This window comes from Culturomica massiliensis, from assembly GCF_900091655.1.
Lineage (GTDB): Bacteria > Bacteroidota > Bacteroidia > Bacteroidales > Marinifilaceae > Culturomica > Culturomica massiliensis.
Map to the genome: position 1 here is coordinate 1,148,077 of NZ_LT594621.1, position 22,607 is coordinate 1,170,683.

17 protein-coding genes and 1 tRNA gene are annotated in these 22,607 nt (G+C 44.1%); 11 read left to right on the forward strand and 7 right to left on the reverse strand.

What is annotated here, in order from left to right:
* Window positions 1–32: 32 nt before the first annotated feature.
* From BN8908_RS06015 to BN8908_RS06035, 5 genes are all read left to right on the forward strand, one after another.
* Complete coding sequence (locus BN8908_RS06015) at window positions 33–3,659, forward strand: SusC/RagA family TonB-linked outer membrane protein (protein ID WP_068689651.1); 3,627 nt, start codon at window positions 33–35, stop codon at window positions 3,657–3,659.
* Between the two features lie 13 nt (window positions 3,660–3,672).
* Window positions 3,673–5,190: a RagB/SusD family nutrient uptake outer membrane protein gene (locus BN8908_RS06020; RefSeq protein WP_068689653.1), complete on the forward strand. Its 1,518-nt coding sequence runs from the start codon at window positions 3,673–3,675 to the stop codon at window positions 5,188–5,190.
* A 151-nt stretch (window positions 5,191–5,341) separates the two neighbouring features.
* The gene (locus BN8908_RS06025; RefSeq protein WP_068689655.1) at window positions 5,342–6,664 is read left to right on the forward strand and encodes a zinc metalloprotease; all 1,323 of its coding nucleotides are present in this window, start codon (window positions 5,342–5,344) and stop codon (window positions 6,662–6,664) included.
* 52 nt (window positions 6,665–6,716) lie between these two features.
* On the forward strand, window positions 6,717–7,859 hold the full coding sequence (locus tag BN8908_RS06030; RefSeq protein WP_161945856.1) for a retropepsin-like aspartic protease: 1,143 nt from the start codon (window positions 6,717–6,719) through the stop codon (window positions 7,857–7,859).
* 122 nt (window positions 7,860–7,981) lie between these two features.
* Window positions 7,982–9,349 carry a thioredoxin family protein gene (locus tag BN8908_RS06035; RefSeq protein WP_068689659.1) on the forward strand — a complete coding sequence of 456 codons (1,368 nt, stop codon included), beginning with the start codon at window positions 7,982–7,984 and terminating at the stop codon, window positions 9,347–9,349.
* A 75-nt stretch (window positions 9,350–9,424) separates the two neighbouring features.
* Here BN8908_RS06035 and BN8908_RS06040 read toward each other — a convergent pair whose 3' ends face one another.
* A complete protein-coding gene (locus tag BN8908_RS06040; RefSeq protein ID WP_068689661.1) occupies window positions 9,425–9,985 on the reverse strand; it encodes an RNA polymerase sigma factor in 561 nt (186 codons plus the stop codon).
* 213 nt (window positions 9,986–10,198) lie between these two features.
* Here BN8908_RS06040 and BN8908_RS06045 point away from each other — a divergent pair, with 213 nt between their 5' ends.
* The gene (locus tag BN8908_RS06045; protein ID WP_021988923.1) at window positions 10,199–10,738 is read left to right on the forward strand and encodes an HdeD family acid-resistance protein; all 540 of its coding nucleotides are present in this window, start codon (window positions 10,199–10,201) and stop codon (window positions 10,736–10,738) included.
* Window positions 10,739–10,916: 178 nt separating this feature from the next.
* Here BN8908_RS06045 and BN8908_RS06050 read toward each other — a convergent pair whose 3' ends face one another.
* Together BN8908_RS06050 and ispE are read right to left on the reverse strand one after the other, a co-directional pair.
* Complete coding sequence (locus BN8908_RS06050) at window positions 10,917–11,234, reverse strand: hypothetical protein (protein ID WP_021988924.1); 318 nt, start codon at window positions 11,232–11,234, stop codon at window positions 10,917–10,919.
* 5 nt (window positions 11,235–11,239) lie between these two features.
* Window positions 11,240–12,076 carry a 4-(cytidine 5'-diphospho)-2-C-methyl-D-erythritol kinase gene (gene ispE / locus BN8908_RS06055; RefSeq protein WP_021988925.1) on the reverse strand — a complete coding sequence of 279 codons (837 nt, stop codon included), beginning with the start codon at window positions 12,074–12,076 and terminating at the stop codon, window positions 11,240–11,242.
* 255 nt (window positions 12,077–12,331) lie between these two features.
* Between ispE and BN8908_RS06060 the strand changes: the two genes are divergently transcribed.
* Both BN8908_RS06060 and BN8908_RS06065 read left to right on the forward strand, forming a co-directional pair.
* Window positions 12,332–12,799 carry a thioredoxin family protein gene (locus tag BN8908_RS06060; RefSeq protein WP_068689663.1) on the forward strand — a complete coding sequence of 156 codons (468 nt, stop codon included), beginning with the start codon at window positions 12,332–12,334 and terminating at the stop codon, window positions 12,797–12,799.
* 95 nt (window positions 12,800–12,894) lie between these two features.
* Complete coding sequence (locus tag BN8908_RS06065) at window positions 12,895–13,605, forward strand: phosphatase PAP2 family protein (protein ID WP_021988927.1); 711 nt, start codon at window positions 12,895–12,897, stop codon at window positions 13,603–13,605.
* Here the strand turns inward: BN8908_RS06065 and BN8908_RS06070 are convergent.
* On the reverse strand, window positions 13,598–17,038 hold the full coding sequence (locus BN8908_RS06070; protein WP_068689666.1) for a P-loop NTPase family protein: 3,441 nt from the start codon (window positions 17,036–17,038) through the stop codon (window positions 13,598–13,600). The genes BN8908_RS06065 and BN8908_RS06070 overlap by 8 nt on opposite strands.
* Window positions 17,039–17,357: 319 nt before the next feature.
* Here BN8908_RS06070 and BN8908_RS06075 point away from each other — a divergent pair, with 319 nt between their 5' ends.
* Window positions 17,358–18,713 carry a type III secretion system chaperone family protein gene (locus BN8908_RS06075; RefSeq protein WP_068689668.1) on the forward strand — a complete coding sequence of 452 codons (1,356 nt, stop codon included), beginning with the start codon at window positions 17,358–17,360 and terminating at the stop codon, window positions 18,711–18,713.
* Window positions 18,714–18,731: 18 nt separating this feature from the next.
* Window positions 18,732–19,814, forward strand: a complete 1,083-nt coding sequence (locus BN8908_RS06080) for a trypsin-like peptidase domain-containing protein (protein WP_068689670.1) — start codon at window positions 18,732–18,734, stop codon at window positions 19,812–19,814.
* 90 nt (window positions 19,815–19,904) lie between these two features.
* On the opposite strand, the gene BN8908_RS06085 is transcribed toward BN8908_RS06080, so the two are convergent.
* Window positions 19,905–19,976: transfer RNA gene (locus tag BN8908_RS06085), tRNA-Met, on the reverse strand.
* 184 nt (window positions 19,977–20,160) lie between these two features.
* Between BN8908_RS06085 and BN8908_RS06090 the strand changes: the two genes are divergently transcribed.
* Window positions 20,161–20,718, forward strand: coding sequence for a GNAT family N-acetyltransferase (locus BN8908_RS06090; RefSeq protein WP_068689672.1), 558 nt, complete (start codon window positions 20,161–20,163; stop codon window positions 20,716–20,718).
* A 136-nt stretch (window positions 20,719–20,854) separates the two neighbouring features.
* On the opposite strand, the gene upp is transcribed toward BN8908_RS06090, so the two are convergent.
* Entirely contained in the window at window positions 20,855–21,511 is a 657-nt protein-coding gene (gene upp, locus BN8908_RS06095) for a uracil phosphoribosyltransferase (protein WP_021988935.1), read from the reverse strand.
* A 30-nt stretch (window positions 21,512–21,541) separates the two neighbouring features.
* A complete protein-coding gene (locus BN8908_RS06100) occupies window positions 21,542–22,597 on the reverse strand; it encodes a mannose-1-phosphate guanylyltransferase (protein ID WP_068689676.1) in 1,056 nt (351 codons plus the stop codon).
* Window positions 22,598–22,607: the final 10 nt, after the last annotated feature.

A 22,607-nucleotide genomic window follows, 5' to 3' on the forward strand; every position in this document is an offset into this window, starting at 1 on the left:
CAGGATTCTCTCAACACAAATAACTTTTGAACATGAACACCACATTGTCAAGCTATATTTTCCGGAAAGCATTGTCTTCTGTTATTTTATGTCTGATCCTCCTTTCATTATCCGGAACTTGGGGCAAAGCTTCTGCACAATCGGACATCAGAATAAATCTTTCCCTGAAAAATACAGACCTCAAAACCATTCTGAAAGAAATCAAAGCCCAAACGCAATTTGACTTTCTCTACAATGCCGGGGAGATCAACGATAAAACCCGGATATCCTCTCTTCTTCTTCAGAATGCAGACATCGAGACTACGTTACAAACCTGTCTTAAACCGCTGGGTATAAACTACGTCATACAAGATAAAATCATTGTTCTTCAAAAACAGCCGGCACCCTCCGGCCAACAAGTCCGCACACTGCAAGGTATTGTTGTCGACAAATCACGCCTTCCCTTACCCGGTGTCACGGTCAAGTTAAAAGGGACGATACTGGGTACGTCTACCGACAGCGAAGGTATGTTTTTTTTGACGATCCCCGTCACAAAAGAAACTCCGGAGCTTCTCTTTTCCTTTGTCGGTATGCAAACGACAAGTTATAACGTCGTGGATGACAAAGAAATCCGCATCGTTATGCATGAAAGTTTAGAAGCCTTAGAAGAGGTTATCGTCACCGGTATGGAAGTCATCAAAAAAGAACGTATGACAGGAAGTGCTACCGTTGTTACCGCCAAAGATTTGCAAATGCAGGGAGTAACTTCTCTCGACCGGATATTTGAGGGAAGAATAGCAGGACTGAACAGTACGACCCTTTCCGGAGCGCCGGGGAGACGGGCCAAAATTACCATCCGGGGAGAAAACAACCTGAGCGGCAACACCGAACCCTTATGGGTCGTCGACGGCTTGCCTTTAATAAGCGGTGTCCCCAAAAATAATACCGGGAATTATGCCAACACCATTATGCAGGACGGCGTCGGCAACATCATGCCCGAAGATATCGAATCCATCAGTATCCTGAAAAACGCCTCTGCGGCAGCTATTTACGGCGCCCGTGCCGCCAACGGAGTGATCGTCATCACAACCAAAAAAGGATTCCGCTCGAAAACCCTTATCAATTACAGCGGAACTTACAACGTCAGTATTGCTCCACGCAACCGGCTGGATTTTATGAACAGCAGTGAAAAACTGTGGTACGAACAGTCTATCATCGACAATTTCGGTCTCGGCAGAGCCGATTTTGCCGGCAGAGGAGGATACCTCTTCAAAAGAAATGCCCAGGGATACCTCTCTTCGGCTGACTACAACAAGCAATTACAACAACTATCCAGCACGAACACAGACTGGTTCGACGTGCTGTTCCGCACGGCTCATTCGCAATCCCACAACATCAGTCTGCGGGGAGGCAGCGAAGAACTGACCTACTACACTTCTGTGAATTTTCAGCAACAAAACGGTATTCTGCGTTCCAATCAATATCAGAACGCCGGAGTATTGGTAAAACTCGAATACCGCCCGACGGAAAAACTGATCTTTGCTTTAAACCTATCGGCCAACACCCGGAAAAACGAAGATCATGCCTCTGCCGTCAACCCCTTTACCTATGCTGTATTTGCCAATCCTTACGAAAAACCTTATAACGAAGACGGCAGCTATGCCTCCGACCTGAGTTATCTGCCCAATAATTACACCACCGAAACAGCCTCCGGCTACCTGTACGACCGGTTCAATATACTCCGCGAACTGACAGAAACCCGGACAACCCAAACCGGACTGGATGCAGAATTTACCTTCAATGTGCGCTACGAAGTCATTCCGGGATTGAATCTCCAGTCTATTATTCGTAAAGGTATAAGTTATAACACTGAAATGAAAGCCGTCAATGCCGGAACCTATACCTCCTGGGCCAATGAAAAACTGGGCCGTGATATTTTCAAGGAAGGTCCTCTTCCCAATCAATACGACAACGGCGAATTGAGTGAGAATTCCGGACGAAATCACAACTGGTCGCTTCGCAATCAAATCGACTACTCTATAGCCCTCAAAGAAAACCACCTGTTCAGCATACTGCTGGCCAACGAAGTAATATCCAAAAAATTCAATAATTTCGGCTATACCTCCCCCATCTATTATGCGGATTATCGCATTACGGGATTACCTTCATTCGATTCCCGGATCGATTACGAAACCCTGCGAAACAGCCTGGGAAGCCTGTTCAATACTTCGGACGGACAGGACCGCAGCGTTTCCTTTCTGGGTACATTCCGTTACAGCTACAAAGACCGTTACGTAGCCAGTTTCAGCTGGCGGGCTGACGGAGCCGATATGATCGGTGACGCCCAGCGTTTTGCACCATTGTGGTCGGTCGGCATGCGCTACAACCTGCACAAAGAAAAATTCTTCCGCAATCGCATCGTCAACGAACTGGCTCTTCGGGCTTCATTCGGCTACACCGGAAATATCGACCGCTCTGCTTATCCCTTTTCAATGATGGGACTGGGAAGCAATCTGTATATGGGCGACCACTATGTCAAGACACTGACATTTCCCAATCCCGATATCCGGTGGGAAAAAAAGAAAGACCGGAATCTGGGCATTGACATTTCACTGTTCGACAACCGTATCAATTTCACTGCCGACTATTATTTCAACCGGACAACAGATGTACTTGAAGATCTGGAAGTACCGTCCTCCACCGGCCGGACAATCGTCAGAGCCAATGGTGGTATTGTCGAAAATACAGGGCTGGAAATGTACCTGAACGTCAGATGGATCAATACCAACGATTTCATTTTCAGTACTTCCGTAAATATAGCCCGCAATAAAAATGTAATCAAAAAATCCCGTTACAGCTATTCTTCCTACCAGGAAGTGATCAACGCGGAACGAGTAAGAGGCGGAGTACTGAATATCATCGGGAAAGAAACAGGCAGCATATTCGGCTGGCAGTTTGCCGGTGTCAATCCGGTGAGCGGAAATCCCCGCTACACCCTGACAAAAGCCGGAAAAACAAAATTCGGAGAAATGCTGGCCAACTGGAACAACTTATCGCCGGAAGAAAGAGAACGGTATCAGGTTATGATTACTTCCTTCGATGCCATCCCGGGGGTCGCCGATTTTTTCAGAGACCAATGGATACAACCGGGCTGCATGATGCCTTCCATGCAATACCTGGGACGTACCAATCCGAAATACGTCGGAGGATTCAGTACTTATTTCAAATACAAAGGTCTGGAATTTACCACCGACTGGACATTTAAAACCGGACACCTGATTCCCGATTTCAACGATTACCAAAATGCACCCAACCGGGGCAGCGACCTGCGGGCCTCCTCTACCAACCGAGAAAGACGTTATCTTTACTACTGGAAAGGAGAAGGTGATATCACTGATATACCCCGCTTTGTATCGCCGAATGCCGACTATTGGGCCAGTCTTGTCACTTCCGACAAGTATTCGAAAGGCGACTACCTGCGTATGACCAATCTTTCCATCAGCTACCGCTTTCGGCCCGAATCGCTGAAAGCACTGAAATTAAAAAACCTGTTGTTGGGATTCAATGCACGTAATTTATTGACTTTTACCCGCTACCGGGGGCTGGATGTCGGTTCTGAGGGAGCCTTCACCTATCCTGCCTCCAGGGAATTCAACCTTAAACTGACACTCGGATTTTAAAATACGAACGGAAATGAAAACACAAATGATAAACCGAAGCCATATTGTCATTGCCTGCCTGTGCGGCATATTGTTTATGAGCTCCTGCGAAAAGTTTCTGGAACTGCATCCCCGGGATAAAAAAGTAGTGAGTACAATTGAAGATTACCGGGCTATCCTGGCCAGTTACATGAGCCTGCTGAAAACGCCCAACCGGAACCAGGATGCGGTATTCGGCATCTATTTCAACTACCCTTATTTCGACATGGCCAAATACCTGGGGATCTATACGGGCGAAACGGTGTTAAACCGCAACTCCTTTTTTTACTATGATAAAAATACAGGTACTTATACCGCCGAAGGATTGCAATTACTCACCTGGATGAATACCGACCCCTATTGCTGGAACCGATACTACCGGTTTATCGGTTCGCTCAATCTGCTGATCTCCGGTGTCCGTACTGCTCAGGGAAATGACGAAGACTGGAGAAACCGCATATTGGGAGAAGGGCTCGTATGGCGGGCCTTTTCATTCTACAAGCTGCTGCAATATTATTCACCTTACAAAAACAACCAATACGGCATACCGGTTTATCTCGACCCGGCTAAAGATATCGGAAACGCTATGCCTCCCCGCAAAACCCAACAGGAAGTATTTGCCCAGATACTGAACGATTGCCGGGAAGCCCTGATTTTACTGGAAAAAACTCCGAGCTCCGACTGGAATTGTGCCTGGCGTGAAGATTTTATCAACGCCATGATGGCCAGTATCTACATGTGGAAAGCAATGTCCGGAGCAGCCGAGGACACCGATTGGAATAACGCTGAAAAATGTGCAGCAATAGCCATGAAAGGCCGCTCTTTGACTCAATCTTCAAACATACTGCGCCAAATGTTCGACTGCCGGGAAGTTACGACAGCCTCCGACATGATAAGCGATGAATTCTATTTCCGGATACTGGACGGTAACAACGGGCAAATTTTTAATTTTCCATACGCTTACTACCAAGCCGAATTAGTAGACGGAAACGCCAGTAACCAATATTACACCCTTTTCAAAGCCAACGATATCCGCAAAGACATCTATTTCACTGCAAACGGATTGCAAAGCGACAAATACAACCTGCTGGGTCTGGGAAACGGTATCATCACTTCGGCCAGAGGCGGAAGTCTGATGTTATTCCGCCTGGCTGAAATGTACCTGATCAAAGCTGAAGCTCTCCTACGTCAAGGCAAGACCGGAGAAGCCCGGAAAACATTGGAAGAATTCAAATCAGCCCGCTACGACGGCAACTTCGATCTGCCCGGCGATACGGACGGAATATTACAGGAGATACTGAACGAACGAAGCCGCGAATTCTATATGGAAAACGATTTTCGCTGGTTGGACATGAAGCGACTGGGAATCAGTATAAAACGAACCATCGGCCGGAATACCTATACGCTGGCTCCCGATGATTTCCGCTACTCCTTTCCGATTCCGGCCAAAGAGATCGAACTGAACAGAAATATCGTGCAAAACCCCGGATGGGAAAACGTCCAACTGGATTAAAACAGAAAGGTTAGTAAAGAACGAATGAAAGGTGGAATACACATCTTTTAAAATAATTTCAGATTCACGGCTTTAGATTTACAATTAATCCCAAAATCCAACAGGTATGCAACAAGGATACCATGATTCATAAATCAAAAATAACAATACGATGATAAAAAAAAGAGCACTGTATATGATTCTGCTCCTGGGACTGCAATCGATTTGGAGTTGCAGTCCGGAAGACATAACTTATTATAACAACGAAGAGGTTGATATAGCAACAATCGCCAGAGTTATCCTGGAACCCAATCAGCGTCGATTGATTGCCGACGGACATGCACAACTGGACCTGCGTCCGGTGATGTTTGACCAAAAAGGTATCCGGATTCCGGACACCCGGGTTAAAGAAGAATGGCTGGAATACACATCTGACGAAGATATATCTCTCTCCCGCCACTTCTCTACCACAGAAACGTCACTGATCGGCAAGACGGTCACGATACGGGTAAAAATCAAAGGAACCGATATTGAATCATCGCCGGATTCTTGCCGAATCATCGCCCCTTTGGAAGAGAAATATACTTCAGATATAATCATTCCGGTTATTTTCCACATCCTACAAACCAAGGAGGACATCGAATCCTACGGCGGTCCGTACAGTGATGAAAAAATAACCCTGCACCTCTCCAAGCTCAACAATTTATTTGCAGGTACGACTTCGGTAAATCCCGTTGGCGTGAATACCCACATCCGGTTTGAAATGGCCCGGTATACTCCGAAAGGCCAAAAAATGCTCACACCCGGCATCGAACGGTTGACCATTCAGGAATTGAACGCCGCCGATACCATCAACGGTTTTGCCGATTTTCTGACAGCCCGGCATCTGCTATGGCCCCCTGAACGTTATATGAACATCTGGCTGATTTCCGACCGCAAGAATAAAGTCAACGACTTTGCCAACACCATAAGTGCCGACTGTTATCCCCATTATGTATATCCGGGAACTCCGGCAGACAACCGTCCGGAAGGCATCGCCTGGCAGGAAATCTCCCCCGGAACGACCTTCGGTCCCAAAAATGCAGGCGTCATCTATAAATTGCAGGAACTGGATGTCGTCAGCAGAGAATTCAGCGATAAGAGTTACCTGGCCTCTGCAAACAACGAACTGGCCTATTATATAGGCTGTTATCTCGGTCTGTTCACAACCTGTACATTTTCAACAGGAACACCGGGAATAGATGTTGAGCTCAAACCGGACTATTGCGACGATACGATGAATTATTGGGGAACCGACTTTATGAACAGAACCTTCAACACAAGTTGGTATAAACAGGCCCAAGGCTGTTATTTCCGTTCCGAAAATATCATGGACGATCCTACCGGTTTGCATATTTCCGTATCCAAAAATCAATGCGAACGCATTCGCTGGGTACTGGAAAATTGTCCGGAACGGGCAGCCTGGAAAAATGACTTTGCCTTTACGGGAAAATAACGTAAAAAATATAATCCGAAGTTCCTGCGGGGACTCTGCAACATCGTTTTATATGAAAATAGTAAAAATTATTCTTTTGATATCTTTCATCTGGGGATACGGCCGCACCCCGGCCCAGAACACCGGATTTTATCAGGAAATTCCTTACGAAACAATAAGAAATAAAATTATCATACAGGCCGATGTAGAAGGAATAAAAGGGAAATACCTATTCGACACCGGTGCGCCCGTATGTATCACCCATTCGAGAATGAAAAAAGGACCGGAAAAAAAAGCAATCCGGCAAATGGTAAAAGATGCCCATAACAATGATGCAGAATACCGGCTGGTCATGCTGGATTCCATACAATTGGGAAATATCGGTTTCGGAAAAATACAGGCCCTGGTTTTTGACGAAGGTAACCCGTTGGAACATTTCGGTATCGACGGTATCGTCGGCAGTTCTCTCTTTCCCGATATCGTCATCCGGCTTGATCCCCGGCGGAAAATACTGGTATTGGCTTCAGATACCGGCAGCATGGAACTGAATCCGCAATATGCGATAGACATGGAAAAAGATCAGCAGAACATTCCGTATATCGTCATCGATTTTAAAAACGGATTGCAAGAAGAAGTAATGTTTGATACCGGTACGTCAGCATTTTATGAAATGAACGAACCCATTTATCATCAACTGGCCACAGCACAAGGCATTGTCACAAAAAGCAAAGGATTCGGTGCCTCGGCTATGGGTGTTAACGGAATGGAAAAAGCAGAAAACAAATACCGGGTGCAGATAGACAACCTGTATGTCGGCGCAGGAAAATTCAAAAATGTAGTCACAGAAACCGTAAATGCATCCAGTTCACGTATCGGTACCGGCCTGTTGAAATACGGCAGTGTTACCCTGGATTTTCCCGACAATAAATTCTATTTTACCCCTGACGTTACAACAACCGTAGACCTGAATCACAAAGACTGGAATGTAAATGTCATTGTTTCCGGCGACAGCCTTATAGCAGGATGTATATGGCAAAGCATGGAAGGCCGTTTACAAGCAGGAGAAAAAGTCGTGGCCATCAATGGAAAACGGTATGACAAAATAGATCCCGGCGAAGCTTTAACCTCCTTGGTCTGGATGGAAGGCGAAGAAGCCGAAATTACCGTAATAGATAAAGAAGGCCGGGAAAAAACGGTGACGATCCGGAAAGAATAGATTTTTACAACAAAAATATTTCTTATACCGATACTGCTGCTTTGCCTCCGAATCCGGCAAAAGCATTTATACATTCACATATATCATTCATTATTGCAAGTACTTAATAACAACCATACATTATGAAAAAAAAAGAATTACTATTTTTTCTGCTTCTGGGCTTTTCAAACATCGTTCTGGCCCAGGGAATTACTTTTGAACAGGGGAGTTTCGAAGAAGCTTTGACAAAAGCCGGAACTGAAAACAAATTACTGTTCGTGGATGTATACACCTCCTGGTGCGGTCCCTGTAAAAAAATGGCAAAGGAAGTTTTCACCCGGAATGAAGTGGGAGATTATTTTAACCGACATTTCATCAACTACAAACAAGACGGAGAAAAAGGGTGCGGCCCGGAATTGATGAAAAAATACAACATCAAAGCGGTTCCAACCTTTCTCTTTTTAGACCCGCAACAAAATCTGGTCTTGACAATAAAAGGATTCCATACGGCTAAAGATTTTCTGAAAGCAGCCTCCAATGTCAATTTCTTTCGCAAATACGGAGGAATGGCTCAAGTTGAAATCTATAAAAAAGGAAACGGTTCCGTCGATTTTTTTAAAGATTACTACGAAATAGCCCCGGAAGAAGAAAAACCCGAAATACTCAATCATTACCTGTCTGCTATGACGGACCAACAACTGATTGACCCGGAAAGCGGTTCGCTTATCGGAAAAATATCTTTATACAACCCCCAGTTATTCCAACGCATTGCCCAAAATATCGCACAACTTCCCCCCACAGCACCCCTGGAATATTTCCCTTACTATATCCAGCCTTTCGAAAACAAAATCGGTACATTTCTCGAAGAAAGCATCCAACAGGGAAAACAAGCAAAATTCCGGGAACTACTGAAAATAAAAAAAATCCTGAACCGGACAAAACCGGTAAAAAACGATATACAATATACACTGATGACAGCCTCTGACGACCTCTTGAATTTATGGTACGATGCCCATAATAAAGTAAATCCGGAAAAATTCAGGAAATCATTGGACCAATATATGTCAACGTTGATTCAGGCCAATCCGACGGACAGCCTACAGGCAAATTGTGAAAATATTGTATTCCGGATCCATCATCCCGATACGTCCTGGATGGGGCAACTGCTACAAAGCCAGATAAACTATCAAGACTTACTGATCTGGACATACCGGCCGATCTCAAATCTGATCGTTGAATGGACCGCTTATTACTGGCGGACATCCCCTTCTGAAAAAGAAGTCCACAAACGTTGTCTCTCCTGGTTAGAATATGCCTGTAAAGCCAATCCTTACAATCCGGAAACCGTCGTCAAAGCAGCACCGTTACTGGTACGCCTGAAAGAAAAAAAAGCAGCCGGCACCTATGTCAGAAAAGTGCTCGGTTCGCTGCAAGCCATCGGTTACGACAACGAAAAAGACTTACGTGAATTGCAGAGCATCCTGGATGATATTGAAAACGATAAATTATAAATAGTTCAGAAACAAAAAAAACGGACGAAAACGGCCCGCTATACCACCTTCATCGAATAGCTGAAGGTGGTTAACTTATTCCAAACGGAAGATAAGCCACAACAACAAGAGAGGATAATTTTGGAAAACGGTTTTCAAAATTTCAATAGCCCGGGATTTATACGTCTTTACAGAACTGACGGAAATATCCAATTGCCGGGCAATTTCAGTCATCGTTTTTCCCGCCAATATAAGCATCACTACCTGACGGCATTGGGGCGGCAGATTTTCAATAGCCTCATTCAACACACGGCTTACCTCTTCCTCCATCAAATGATCCCTGAATTCCGATTCTTCCGGCTTTTCCTGTTTCCCGATAATCTGTTTCCGGTTTTTGAGATTCCGGACGACATTGACTGTACGGTTACGCACCGAAGTATAAAACAATGCGTTTAATGCTGCCGGAGATTTGACCTCTTTCCGGATTTCCCAGATACGGTGTATCACTTCGATCACCACATCCTCAGCTTCCATTTGTTCCAAACCGTAACGCATGGAAAAAGACACCAACGTCTTATAATACTGGCGAAAAATCACCTCAAATGCTTTCTCACATCCGTCTGCAAATCCTTCAAAATCTTTCTCTTTAATTAACATTATCGTATTTATAACATAAAAGACAGACGACACTCCGACAACATTCAAACTTGCTGGACATTGTCCTAGGCTTGCACTATCTAAGACAAAGATAAAAATATCTTATTCAAATAAAAAACAAGCTGAAAATACCTATTTCCCTAAAAACAACTATTTATAACTTCTTTGACTTTATAATCGTTAAAACCATTGTAAACATATAAAATAAACACAATGGAAACAGTAAAAAATTACAAAGGTACCTACAAATACTGGTGGTTAATGCTTATCGTCGGTATTCTATCTATTTTATGCGGTATATGGGTTTTTAAAAACCCAGTAGAATCTTACTTCGCACTCGCCGTGTATTTCTGTATCATGTTTATCCTCTTCGGAATAGGCGAAATTGTCAACGCTTTCTCTAATCAGCATTACCGGAATTGGGGTTGGGGGCTGGCAATCGGTATTTTAGACCTGGTTATCGGTTTCCTGTTATTAGGGAACTTGGAATGGGCTATCGATATCCTGCCGTTTGCCGTAGGCTTTATACTCATGTTCCTGGGTATCGATTTTATCGGATGGTCCACTCAAATGCAAACCCTGCGGCTTCCCAACTGGGGCTGGGTACTGGCCGGAGGCATACTGACCCTGATATTCTCCTTCCTGATCATCTTCCATCCCTTATTCGGCGTATTCAATATCATCGTTTGGACGGGATTGGCTTTTATTTTCGGAGGAGTATCCGCTATTGTCTTTTCCATATCCCTTAAATAAATCATTAATCCTTAAACTTTTTTCCGGGGATTATAAAATATAAATCAATACACCCGCAGATTCCGCTTCCATATCAATCTCAATCGAAAACCGATTGGCCAGACCAGCGGAATCTGCGGGCTTATCATATCAAAATTACACACTGGGACGGACTCATTGTGTAATTTTCCTCCGTTTATTACAACAAATAATGTCCTAAAAAAGAAATAAACGCTCCTACCACAACAGCCATCAGCAACAACGGGAAAATACACCTCCGGTAGCTTTTACCGGCAGCAATGGCCAAAGGCAATACCAATACAAAAGTAACGAGCGGACCTTTCAACCACCAATTCACTCCGGTAATATGTATATGGTATACCGTATAGGGCATAAGAAAAAAGAAAACAAAAGCCCCCAGCAAAATATATTTATCCACTTTCCGCCGCAACAACGGAATAATACCGATAAATCCGGCTACCAGGCCGATCAGGATGATCAATAAATAAGCTTTCATTGGAATTATTCTTCTTTCAATTTATCCTCTTTCCAGGTAAACTCTGCCCGCATAGGTTCTGCTTTTACTTCCGATCCCCGCGGGAAAATACCGAATACTCCGGAACCGCTTCCGGTCATCGAAGCATAGACGGCCCCTTGTGCATACAGTTCGTTTTTGATCCGTTCGATTTCCGGATATTTTTTGAAAATCGTTTCTTCAAAATCATTTTTCACCCGCTCCTTCCAATTATCCAATGGTAAATTATTCAAATCGTGCAGATCGTACATCGCCTCACGCGGCGTAATCCCAGCGTAAGCCTCTTTCGTGGATACGGCACAGTCCGGTTTCACCACCATTACTTCATAGTCTTCCAAAACCAAATCTATATCTTCCAGTAATTCCCCCTTACCTCCTGCAAATGCCGGCCGATTCCGGATAAAAAAAGCACAATCGCTCCCCAAACGGGCGGCATAATTCAATAAATTCCGTTCCGGGATTTTCAATTCGAAATACTCATTTAAAGCATTCAGTGTAAAAGCTGCATCTGAAGAACCTCCTCCCAAGCCGGCCGCATAAGGAATCACTTTATGCAGGCTGATATTCACTCCCGGCAAATCAAAAGGTGCCGCCAAAAGTTTATATGCACGCACAACCAGATTTTTCTCCTCCTCACAGTCGATAGACAAACCCGTATTCTCAAATTCACATACTCCTTTGGCTCCTCCGGAACGGTTAATCTCAAGAATATCTCTCAATCCGGGCAACGGATATAACACCGTTTCCAGATTATGGAAACCATCTTCACGTTTACCGATCACAGACAAGCCGATATTAATTTTGGCATTTGGATATACAATCATATTTTCTCCGGCTATTTATTGCCGCCTCACGCATATTTTTCGCCTCCGGAGCAGATCGCTCCTTGAACCAATGACGAGAAAAGTGCTATTAAAAAGTTAGAAACTAAAATTATTTAAATACATTTGTCTTTTAAAAACGGAGACAAAAATATAAAAATTACTGATAATCCCCCGATGTATTCCAAATTAGTCATCAACAGGGAAAAACTTTCAAGGTCTCTTTTACGTTATATAATTGAATTATAATTTAATACCATGAAAAATACATTTCTTATTTTAACGTTCCTGACCGTTTGCTTTTTGGGTAATAAAGTTTCAGGACAAACCGTAACACCGCTTACGACTGCTGAATTCAAAGAAAAAATCTGGAATTTTGAAACGGACAAAGACTGGAAATACAAAGGAGACAAACCGGCCATTATCGATATGTACGCCACCTGGTGCGGACCTTGTAAACGTCTGGCTCCTATCCTGGAAGAAATACAAAAAGATTACGGACAGAAATTGCAGATTTACAAAGTTGATACGGATAAAGAAACCCAACTTTCCCGTTTATTCAATGTATCCAGTATTCCTTTGATGGTATTTATTCCTGTAAAAGGCAAACCGTTTCTGGTAAGCGGATTGCGTCCGAAAGAGCAACTGGTGCAGATTATAAAGGAAAATTTAATACCGGAAACAACCCCTAATACTCTCAAAAGTACATCGGGAACCTCAAAATAATCCGGATAAAATCTTCCGGTTTTGAATAAAATTTCAAATCGGATTTGCCCTTGACGATTTTAGATTATCTTTGTATATCTAAAATCGTCATTTTTATGCTGGAATCCTTACAACAAGCCGACCAACAACTGCTTCTTTTCCTGAATGGAATACACAGTCCCTTTTGGGACAGTTTTATGTGGATCTTTACGGCTAAAATGACGTGGATACCTATGTACGCGGCTATCCTGTATGTACTTTTAAAAAACTTCCGGCTATCGGTAAGCCTGATTACAGTCTTGGCCATTGCTTTGACAATCACTTATGCTGACCAAATTTGTGCCACAGTGATCCGTCCCTGTGTTGAACGCCTGCGTCCTTCGAATCCCCAGAATCCGATTTCCGAGTTGATACACCTCGTCAACGGCAAACGGGGCGGCCGCTACGGCTTTCCTTCCTGTCATGCTGCCAACTCATTTGCACTGGCATTTTTCGTTATGCTACTGTTCCGGGAAAGAATGCTGACCCTGGCTATTCTGTTATGGGCTGCCATAAACTCTTATTCCCGTATATACATCGGCGTACATTATCCCGGAGATCTCCTGGTCGGTGCTTTGGTAGGCCTCAGTGGGGCTCTCATCCTATACGGCTTATTCCGTTTCGCTTTAAACCGTCCGGCTTTCGCGGGACGACTAAGATACAGCGATACCGAAAAAGCCCGGATCAGACACCAGATACCTATGAAATATACCCGGCTCATTATCTACACGGAATTGCTTACCGTAGGTGCTATTCTGATTTATTCCTTGTATACGGTAATCAATTAAACCCGATCTTTTTGCGTTCGTTCGTCAGGTCAGCCAACCACTGCTCTGTAAACGCCCCGACATCCGCTTTCGTGACGGACAGGCTCTGTCCCTGCTGTGGCAAGGTTTTCCCTTTTTTCAACAGTCGCTGAATACAATTGCGGATAATAAACTCGGCAACAATCCGCATTATCCGGGCACTTGCATGCACCCTTTCATCGGTCGCCATCAAACGGGAAATAAAACCGGTCATATATTTACGGGCAGAAGCCGTCAATTCCATATGCTCGTCGGCCAGTTTCCGCTTCAATATCCGTAACAATTCGTCGGCAGTGTAATCTTCAAAAACCAATACATTAACCATATCCGAAGCCTTTTCCACTTCATCCCTGTATTTCATGATAGCAGGTTGCGGCCCGGCATACACAACCATGCAATTACCGGGCCGTTCTGCCAGTTGATTAGCTAAAATGGCCCGTACCCGTTCTTTAAAACCGCTGGCATCCGCCAATTTCCGGGAATCCTCATCAAAAAGCAATATTCCTCCCTGGGCTTTTACCAATGCATCTCCAACCAAACGCATAGCCTCCTCTTCCGTTTGGCCGATCAGTTTCTCCGCTTTGAAATCATACACAATGTCCTTTTCAATAATTCCCATCGCTTTATACAAACGGGCTATGATCCGGGCTATTGCTCTCTTTCCCATTCCCGAATTCCCGGTAAAACACCACTGCAGCGACATTCGGGTATTCAATTTGATCCCCTGCCCGCTATAATGCCGGGCCAAATCGACAAATTCCCGTATCTGTTTCTTAATCCCGGACTGCCCCACAATTTGCTGCAAATCATCCAGAGCTGCTTTTACTGCGACTTCATCGAACACGTCTTTCACGAATCCCGACGCATCCATCTGGCTGGCCGGAACATCCGCCGCCATCACCGTTGTCAGTTCCTTGCGGGTCAACTCCCGTTTATCCTTAAGCTGCATAATACGATCCGACATCTTCCGGATCGTGGCCTCTACCAATTTTTCCACCCATATCGCATTGCCGAAATTCCGGTCCCGGCGACCATACGTCTTATCGATCAACTCCTTAAACACAACGACAGCTTTCGGATGCAAAGTATATTTCTTTTCTTTCAATTTACGAACGACGATATCCAGCAATTCCTCCCGGCTATAATCACGAAAATCAAAGCGATAAGGAAAATAGTTCTTCAAAGCCGGATTCAACTGCATCATATTGTCCGCTTCTTCCGGAGTTGTTGCCAGAATGACAATCGTTCCCTCGTGTTCCTCCGGAGAAAGATAAGACAACAACAATTCAAAACAAGCCAATCCCGCCGGACTCTTCAACAATAACTGGGCTTCCCCGATATATAAAATACCCCCATTCGCAGCACCCCATAATGCCCCGACAACCTGATCCGGCGAAGTAGCAGCATCCGCCAAGGCTGCAGCACTCTGTACCAACACCGTAGGACGTGCCAACACCCCTGCTGCATAATAAATCTCCCCCATCATTTTAGCAACCGTCAATTTCCCCGTTCCCGCATTACCACTGAAAACCATATGTAAGGGAGGCAAGCTGTCATCAAATCCCTGCCTTTGTCTTTCCAACAGGAAATATATGTAATTCAAATGCTGAGCTATGTTCTGCTTCAATTGACGGGCTCCGACCAGGGAATCCAGCTTATCCAATGAATTTCCGGAAACAGTATCCGGGCCCGTGACAACATCCTCCCCGTTGATCAGCATCATCTCTTCCTTACTGAATCCGTGTCCTTTATCCTTCATCATACGCCCGGACATTCTTAATATCATCTCCTCGATCTTTTCATCGATAACAGTACCATAAGTTCCGCCGACCTCATTTCGTACGGTATTTCTCAACCATTTCAACACCTTATCTTCGGCAGCCGGCGTCAGACGGAATTGCCTATTCCCTAACTTTTTAGCAATAATCTCCAGCCATTCTTCCGAAGAATAACTTTCAAAATACAACTGACGGGTAAAACATTTCCGGAACTCCGGAAAAACCTGGGCCAAGCCGGAAATTTCCGATTCGTTATCCGCCAGAATAACCGACACCGGCGGATTCTCCTTCTGCAAAATTCCGATCAGAAATGCTATAACCAGATTCCCCCGGTCCTGTGGATTACCCGGATCGGATAAATCCCCGGCATTCTCAATCAGCAACACACCTCCCTTCGATTCCGCCAATGCTTTACGCAACAATTGCTCTTCTGCCGCATATCCTTCCTTCACCAATTTTTCCCGGTTGTAACAGACTACCTGCCCGTGCTCCAAAAAGCCATAAGATACAAAAAGTTCCCCGAGGATTTTAGCAACAGCGTGTATGCCTGTATCCGGATTTCCGGTAAACAACATATGCATAGCCGGAAGCACATCTTTAAATCCGTTTTCCCGTCTCATCTGAAAAAAATCGGCATACTCACAAATACGGGTTATTTCCTCCTTCACCTTCCGCAATCCGACAAGCTTATACAAGCGATCCAAAACCTCATCCCGGTTTTCCGGAACACGATCAACCGGAGTATCCCCACTTCCCCAAACAACATGCGATATCTCGGAAGCATAATCGTAAGGAATATCCTTTTGCCCGACACAAAAATGAAGAGCAATAACCAATTGTCCGAAAGCATATACCTCCAAACGGTATTCGCCTTCTTGCCAGAAATGTTCTGCGGATTCTCCCAAACCCGCATCAAAACATAAAAACCGACGTCCGGAATTATCGCTTATGTATTGTTTGTCTTTTAAAGTACGCCTGCTCTTCACCAAACCGGTCTTACCCGTCAACTGGACTGTAAATTCATATACCCACTCCTCCGGCAATATATTTTCGGCGATCAAATAAAAATGAATATCTTTCAGATGACTGATGTCCAAACATTTAAACGAATGTACCCTGGCTTTCGCTTCGGCTTCCGTTTCCTCGCAGTACTTATCGATCCCAACCTGCTGCAATCGAAAATAAGACGCATAATTTCCATCCTTTCCCATAACAAAAACAGGCTCCGACTGTATTGCCTGTTCCCCAATCTGAGCAACAATCCCGTATACACCTTCCCGAAACCCGTCCTTTCCAGCCTCCGAAGCCGCAAATACAAAAGCATTACAGAAATCACCGGCAACCGCAAGCGTTAGTACAGCATGCTGCCGGGCTACGCATACCGGTTTATCCCCTTCTATCCGAAACAAGGCTACCGATAATGTCACTTCCTGGTTGTCACGCTCTATCGCAACCACCTGACCTTCCACATCAACATACAGAGACGTCAGTTCTTGCTGTGCATACACCGTACGATAATCCTTCCTGCCCCATTCATCCGTATCGGCACTGCAACTAACTTCCACCGACTGCAAAACAACCGCACGTTCAACCGCTTTATCACGTTCCGGTTTTGTACTCAAATTTTTGGTATCCATAACATTCAATTTTATACCGGCAAACCCGCAAACCTATTTCCTGCCCACCCCGACACGCTCTGCAAACAACTTCCGGAAATAAACAATTCCCTCAACTGCCGTAAAACTACTTTTGCGAATTTAGCGATATTTTCGGCAAAAACAGGTAAAGCAAACGATTGTTTTTCCGGGATATTAAAAATTTCAAAATTTCATCCCAAAAAAGAAAATCAAAAGTTTTCATTTATATATTTGTGTGCATCGTGGTAAAGATGCAAGCGGTATTGAGAATACGTCTATCGTAAGCAGATAGAAAAATACAATATTAAAAATTATTCTTATGAAACAAACTTTAACCTTCACCCCTTCAACCATTGCATCTACGCAGAGCAAACTCGACATTGCCGCATTCGATACAAGCGTTGAAGCTTTCGAAAACAAGGAGTATCTGAAATCTTTTTACTCACTTTTAGAATATATCAATAAAGATTTTCGTACCCGATACGGAAATCCTGCAGGCACAGAATTCAATATTCCTCACGGTTCCATTATCGTCAATATAAAATTGGATAACGGGCAACTTGCCATCAGAGCTCCTTTTGTCTCCCTCCCGGAAAAAGGACGCATTCCCTTGTTGAGACAAGTTGCCGGATTGAATTTCAATGCTATGGACCTGGCACAGATCATCCTGAAAGACAACCAGCTTTATTTTGAATACAGTTGTCCCATCGATCTGATTGAACCTTACAAAATATATTATGTATTGGAAGAAATCTGCCGGACCGGCGATAAATACGACGACGAATTCGAAACCAAATTCGGTTCCCAACGCATCTATGAACCCAAAATAACTCCCTACGACGCTGAAACGGTCGAAAACATCTACCGTGTACTTCAGCAAAGCTGCCAGGAATGCCTGGATGCTGTAAAATACTTTGAAACAGCACGGAAATTCGGGTTTATCTGGAATGTCATCGATATCACTTTGATGAAATTCTTATATTTCGCCCATCCGCAGGGGCAATTGCTGAACGACCTGAATAAAGCCGTACGGGAAATGGACCGGGAAGACATTCCGCTGCCGGACATTGTCAACCAAGGGAAGCAGGTGATTGAACATCTGCAGGGCATGTCCAGGGAAGAACTCGCCAAAGACCTGTATTATGCGGAATCCTTTATTCCGGCCAAACGCCGCTCAAACCTGCAAAATATCCAGGAAAATTTCGAGGGGTGTTATAAAAAAGTATCTGCCTATATGGAATCCGGCGATTATATGACGGTGTGCATCATGATCACATACAAATTTTATGAAATGTATTACTACAACAACCTCCAGGATGATGTCAACGCCGTTGTCGTAAAAGCCATGACCAAAGCCTCTGCCCAACCGTGGGAAACTGCCGCTCCTATACTTTACGAAGCCATGGAAAACATCATGGAAGATGAACTGGACGACGACGACGAGGAATCGGCAGAAGGTGGATTCGATCTCAACCAGTATATGCAAAATGTACAGAACATCCAACAACAGGTGATGCAAAACATGCAGCAAATGATGCAAGGCAATAATATGCAGGATTATATGCAAAAAGTACAGGCTTTACAGCAGCAATTGATGAGCGGCAGCCTCAGTGCCGAAGAGTATACACAGAAAGTTCAGGAATTAGCAGCCGGTAATTTCGGAAACAATCAATAATATCCAAATACAAAGATCATGGAACAGAATTTATTTAAAGCAATATATAAAGTGAATCATGCCGATGGATCAGGCAGTTGTTTTTACCTGAAAGACCAAAATCTTTTTGTAACGAATTATCATGTCGTACAAGGCTTCCGGCAGGTTGCCCTCGAAGACAACGACAAAAACCGCTACCTGGCTAATGTCATATTGGTAAATCCGTCCGTCGATATTGCGCTCCTGACGGCCGAAGGTGATTTCTCGGCAATACCGGCAATACATTTAGCCCAACAGGACGTCTGTATCGGTCAAAAGATCAACGTGGCCGGATATCCTTTCGGAATGCCGTTTACCGTCACCGAAGGTACGGTATCTTCCCCAAAACAACTGATGGACCACAGCTACTATATACAGACGGATGCGGCCGTAAATCCGGGAAACAGCGGAGGTCCCATGTTAAACGAGCAAGGAGATATCATCGGTATCACCACCAGTAAATTCAAAGATGCCGACAATATGGGCTTCGGTATTCCGATTGCCGCTTTACGTACCTTACTCGAACAAACCGCAACTCTGGACAGAACCCAATTCAACGTACAATGTAATAGCTGCGACGAATTCATTTCTGACGAAGATGAATATTGTCCTTCCTGCGGTGAACAATTGCCTGAAAATATTTTTCAACAACGCGGATTAACGGAATTGGCCAGCTTTTGTGAGACTGCGATTCAGGCCATGGGTATCAATCCGGTTCTGGCCAGAGTAGGCTATGAAAGCTGGGTTTTCCATAAAGGCAGCTCAGAAATCCGGATGTTTGTCTACCAGCGTTCTTATTTATTCTGTACTTCACCGATCAATGTCTTACCGAAGAAAAACCTCGAACCGATATTGACTTACCTGATAAGTGCGGAAAATATAAAACCTTACCAACTGGGACTCGACGGTAACCAGATTTATCTCTCGTACCGGATTCATATCTCCGATCTCCAATCCACACATGCAGAAGAGATTCAGAAAAACATCACCAATATGGCATTCAAAGCAGATGAAATGGATAATTACCTTGCAGATACATTCGGGTGTGAATTTTCTGAATATGCCAAAAAGGATGCGATATAAGCCAATAAAAAATCACAGCGCATATAGGCTGTGATTTTTTTATTTCCTGGAAAAGAAAAAGCGAACCGGAAAACCGATTCGCTTTTTTAGTAGCGGGGGCCAGATTCGAACCGACGACCTTTGGGTTATGAGCCCAACGAGCTACCACTGCTCCACCCCGCAATATAATTCAAACACTTGTTCTGTTTGACGGGTGCAAATATAGAGTGTTTATTTCAGATATCAAAATTATTTCGATAAAAAATAGCGATATTTTTTTAATATTCGGATTATTGACTTTTTTAGCGTATTTTCGTAAAAAATAAACCGGCTAAAAAGAGATATATAAACAATAAACAACATAAAAATGGAATTGAGCAGAATCAGAACAGCGGATGATGAACGTATGAAGAAACTGGCAACCTTATATCAGGAAGCTTTTCCAAAATCCGAACGCAGGGAAATTGCCCAGTTAAACGAATTAATCGAACACAATTCTGAAATGTATTTCAATGCCATAGAAGAAGACGGCACATTAGCAGGCCTTTTCATATACTGGAAATTTGAAGACTTTTATTACCTGGAACATTTGGCCGTCTATGCAGAAATGAGAAACCGGAAAATCGGCCAGCAGGTATTGGATTTCGTTGCCCGGCACCTGCCCGGCGAACGCTTACTTGAAGTCGAACACGCCACCGACGAACTCACGACCCGGCGGGTCAATTACTACCGGCGCAACGGGTATGAAATTGTAGACCGGGAATACCTCCAACCCTCTTACGATACTCCGGAAGAAAGCTATCCCTTGTGGATCATGAGTAATACACCGGACACGGACAAAGAAAAACTGGCCCGTCAGATTCAAACGATAAAAGAAGAAGTATATTACAAACACTACCGTCAGATTGTAGATTGTAGATTGTAGATTGTAAATTGTAAATTTTAGATTGTAGATTGCCTGCAGACCGATTCGTTATCAGATTTTTTAATCTAAAATCGAAAATTAAGACCTGTTTTGCATTCAAAAATAAAATCCGGATTTTTCACCCGGATTTTATATTCTATTTTTTCTCCCCAAAAGCCAGGTCACCGGCATCGCCGATACCAGGATCGATATAAAATTTTTCAGTCAGCGCATCATCCAGCGCAGCCGTCCACAAAGTCACCGGTTCACCGGATAATTCCCGCTCCACATACTCTACTCCCTGCCGGCTGGATATCACAGCCGCAATATGAGTATGTTTCGGCAAACTTCCCTGTTTTAGCAATTCCCGATAGGCAATCACCAAAGAGGATCCCGTTGCCAACATCGGATCAACCAATAAGAGCTGTTTACCTGTCAAATCAGGCGTATATATGGAATCAAAACGTACTTCCAAACGTCCGTCCACCCGGCTATAAGCCCGACGGGCGGAAATAAAAGCATTTCCGGCGTCATCAAAATAATTCAAAAAACCTTGATGAAAAGGTAAACCGGCACGCAACACCGTCGCCACAACAACTTTTTCATCCGGCAATTCCACATACGCCGGATTTATGGGTGTCCGCACACAACAACTCGTATAAGAAAAAGTTTTACTGATCTCATAAGCCATAATCTCTCCCACCCGTTCCAGATTTCTTCTGAAACGCATCCGGTCTGTCTGTTTCTCACAATCCCGGATTTCCGCCAAAAATCGATTACATACTGAATTTTGTTGATTAATGATATGAACCATAATACCGATTACAATTGATTTCCTATAAAATTACATCCCTTCGGAGAATTCTTTGATCCTTTGTTCCTCCGTTTTTTTACAAATAAGAAATACACCTCCCTGCTCTGCAACAATATAACCTTCCAATCCCTGTACGACCATTTTCCGGTCAGCACCGATCCGGACAATACAATCATCACATTCCACCAATTTCACCTGTCCCCCGATTACAGCATTATTCTGTTCATCTTTCCGGGACAACTCATGCAAAGATCCCCAGGTCCCCAAATCGGACCAGCCAAAATCCGCCGGGAAAACATAAATATTCGGCGCATGCTCCATAATGGCATAATCGATGGATATCTTCTCACAACAGGGAAATTTATCATCTATTGCCCGTTGTTCTTCAGAAGTATAATAAACGGCCTCCATACTGTCAAACAACTCCGCCATTTTAGGCTGATATGTCCGGAAAGCCTTTTCTATCGTCCTTACACTCCATAAAAAAATACCCGAATTCCAGGTAAAATTCCGGGATTCCAGATAAGTTTTCGCGGTCTCCAAATCCGGTTTTTCCTTAAAACTCACCACCTTTTGTATCTCTCCGGCCTGTTCTGCCCCCACTTGTATATAACCGTATCCGGTTTCCGGCCGGGTAGGCCTCATTCCTAAAGTCAGTATATGATCTCCGGAAGCCGTAAAATCCAATCCGGCATGAATAACCCGGTCGAATTCAAAAACGTCGGTTACAACATGATCGGAAGCCGATATGACCAAATTAGCTTCGGGATATTTCTTCTTGATTTTCCAGGCAACATAAGCAACACACGGAGCTGTATTACGCATACAAGGCTCCAGTAATATATTCGAACGGGGAAGTTCCGGCAGTTGTTCTTCCACCAGGGATTTAAATTTCAAAGCAGTAACAACCCATATATTCTGCATCGGACATACATTCCGGAAACGATCGACGGTAGACTGCAACAAGGTTTTTCCCGTTCCCAGTATATCAATAAACTGTTTGGGCTTCTCAGGCGTACTCATCGGCCAGAAACGGCTGCCGATCCCCCCTGCCATTATTACGACATGATTATTATTCATCGAAATTCAACGTATT

Coding starts and splice junctions, on each gene's coding strand:
- BN8908_RS06015 (WP_068689651.1), top strand. CDS start 33: ATGAACACCACATTGTCAAGCTATATTTTCCGGAAAGCATTGTCTTCT.
- BN8908_RS06020 (WP_068689653.1), top strand. CDS start 3,673: ATGAAAACACAAATGATAAACCGAAGCCATATTGTCATTGCCTGCCTG.
- BN8908_RS06025 (WP_068689655.1), top strand. CDS start 5,342: ATGATAAAAAAAAGAGCACTGTATATGATTCTGCTCCTGGGACTGCAA.
- BN8908_RS06030 (WP_161945856.1), top strand. CDS start 6,717: ATGAAAATAGTAAAAATTATTCTTTTGATATCTTTCATCTGGGGATAC.
- BN8908_RS06035 (WP_068689659.1), top strand. CDS start 7,982: ATGAAAAAAAAAGAATTACTATTTTTTCTGCTTCTGGGCTTTTCAAAC.
- BN8908_RS06040 (WP_068689661.1), bottom strand. CDS start 9,985: ATGTTAATTAAAGAGAAAGATTTTGAAGGATTTGCAGACGGATGTGAG.
- BN8908_RS06045 (WP_021988923.1), top strand. CDS start 10,199: ATGGAAACAGTAAAAAATTACAAAGGTACCTACAAATACTGGTGGTTA.
- BN8908_RS06050 (WP_021988924.1), bottom strand. CDS start 11,234: ATGAAAGCTTATTTATTGATCATCCTGATCGGCCTGGTAGCCGGATTT.
- ispE (WP_021988925.1), bottom strand. CDS start 12,076: ATGATTGTATATCCAAATGCCAAAATTAATATCGGCTTGTCTGTGATC.
- BN8908_RS06060 (WP_068689663.1), top strand. CDS start 12,332: ATGAAAAATACATTTCTTATTTTAACGTTCCTGACCGTTTGCTTTTTG.
- BN8908_RS06065 (WP_021988927.1), top strand. CDS start 12,895: ATGCTGGAATCCTTACAACAAGCCGACCAACAACTGCTTCTTTTCCTG.
- BN8908_RS06070 (WP_068689666.1), bottom strand. CDS start 17,038: ATGGATACCAAAAATTTGAGTACAAAACCGGAACGTGATAAAGCGGTT.
- BN8908_RS06075 (WP_068689668.1), top strand. CDS start 17,358: ATGAAACAAACTTTAACCTTCACCCCTTCAACCATTGCATCTACGCAG.
- BN8908_RS06080 (WP_068689670.1), top strand. CDS start 18,732: ATGGAACAGAATTTATTTAAAGCAATATATAAAGTGAATCATGCCGAT.
- BN8908_RS06090 (WP_068689672.1), top strand. CDS start 20,161: ATGGAATTGAGCAGAATCAGAACAGCGGATGATGAACGTATGAAGAAA.
- upp (WP_021988935.1), bottom strand. CDS start 21,511: ATGGTTCATATCATTAATCAACAAAATTCAGTATGTAATCGATTTTTG.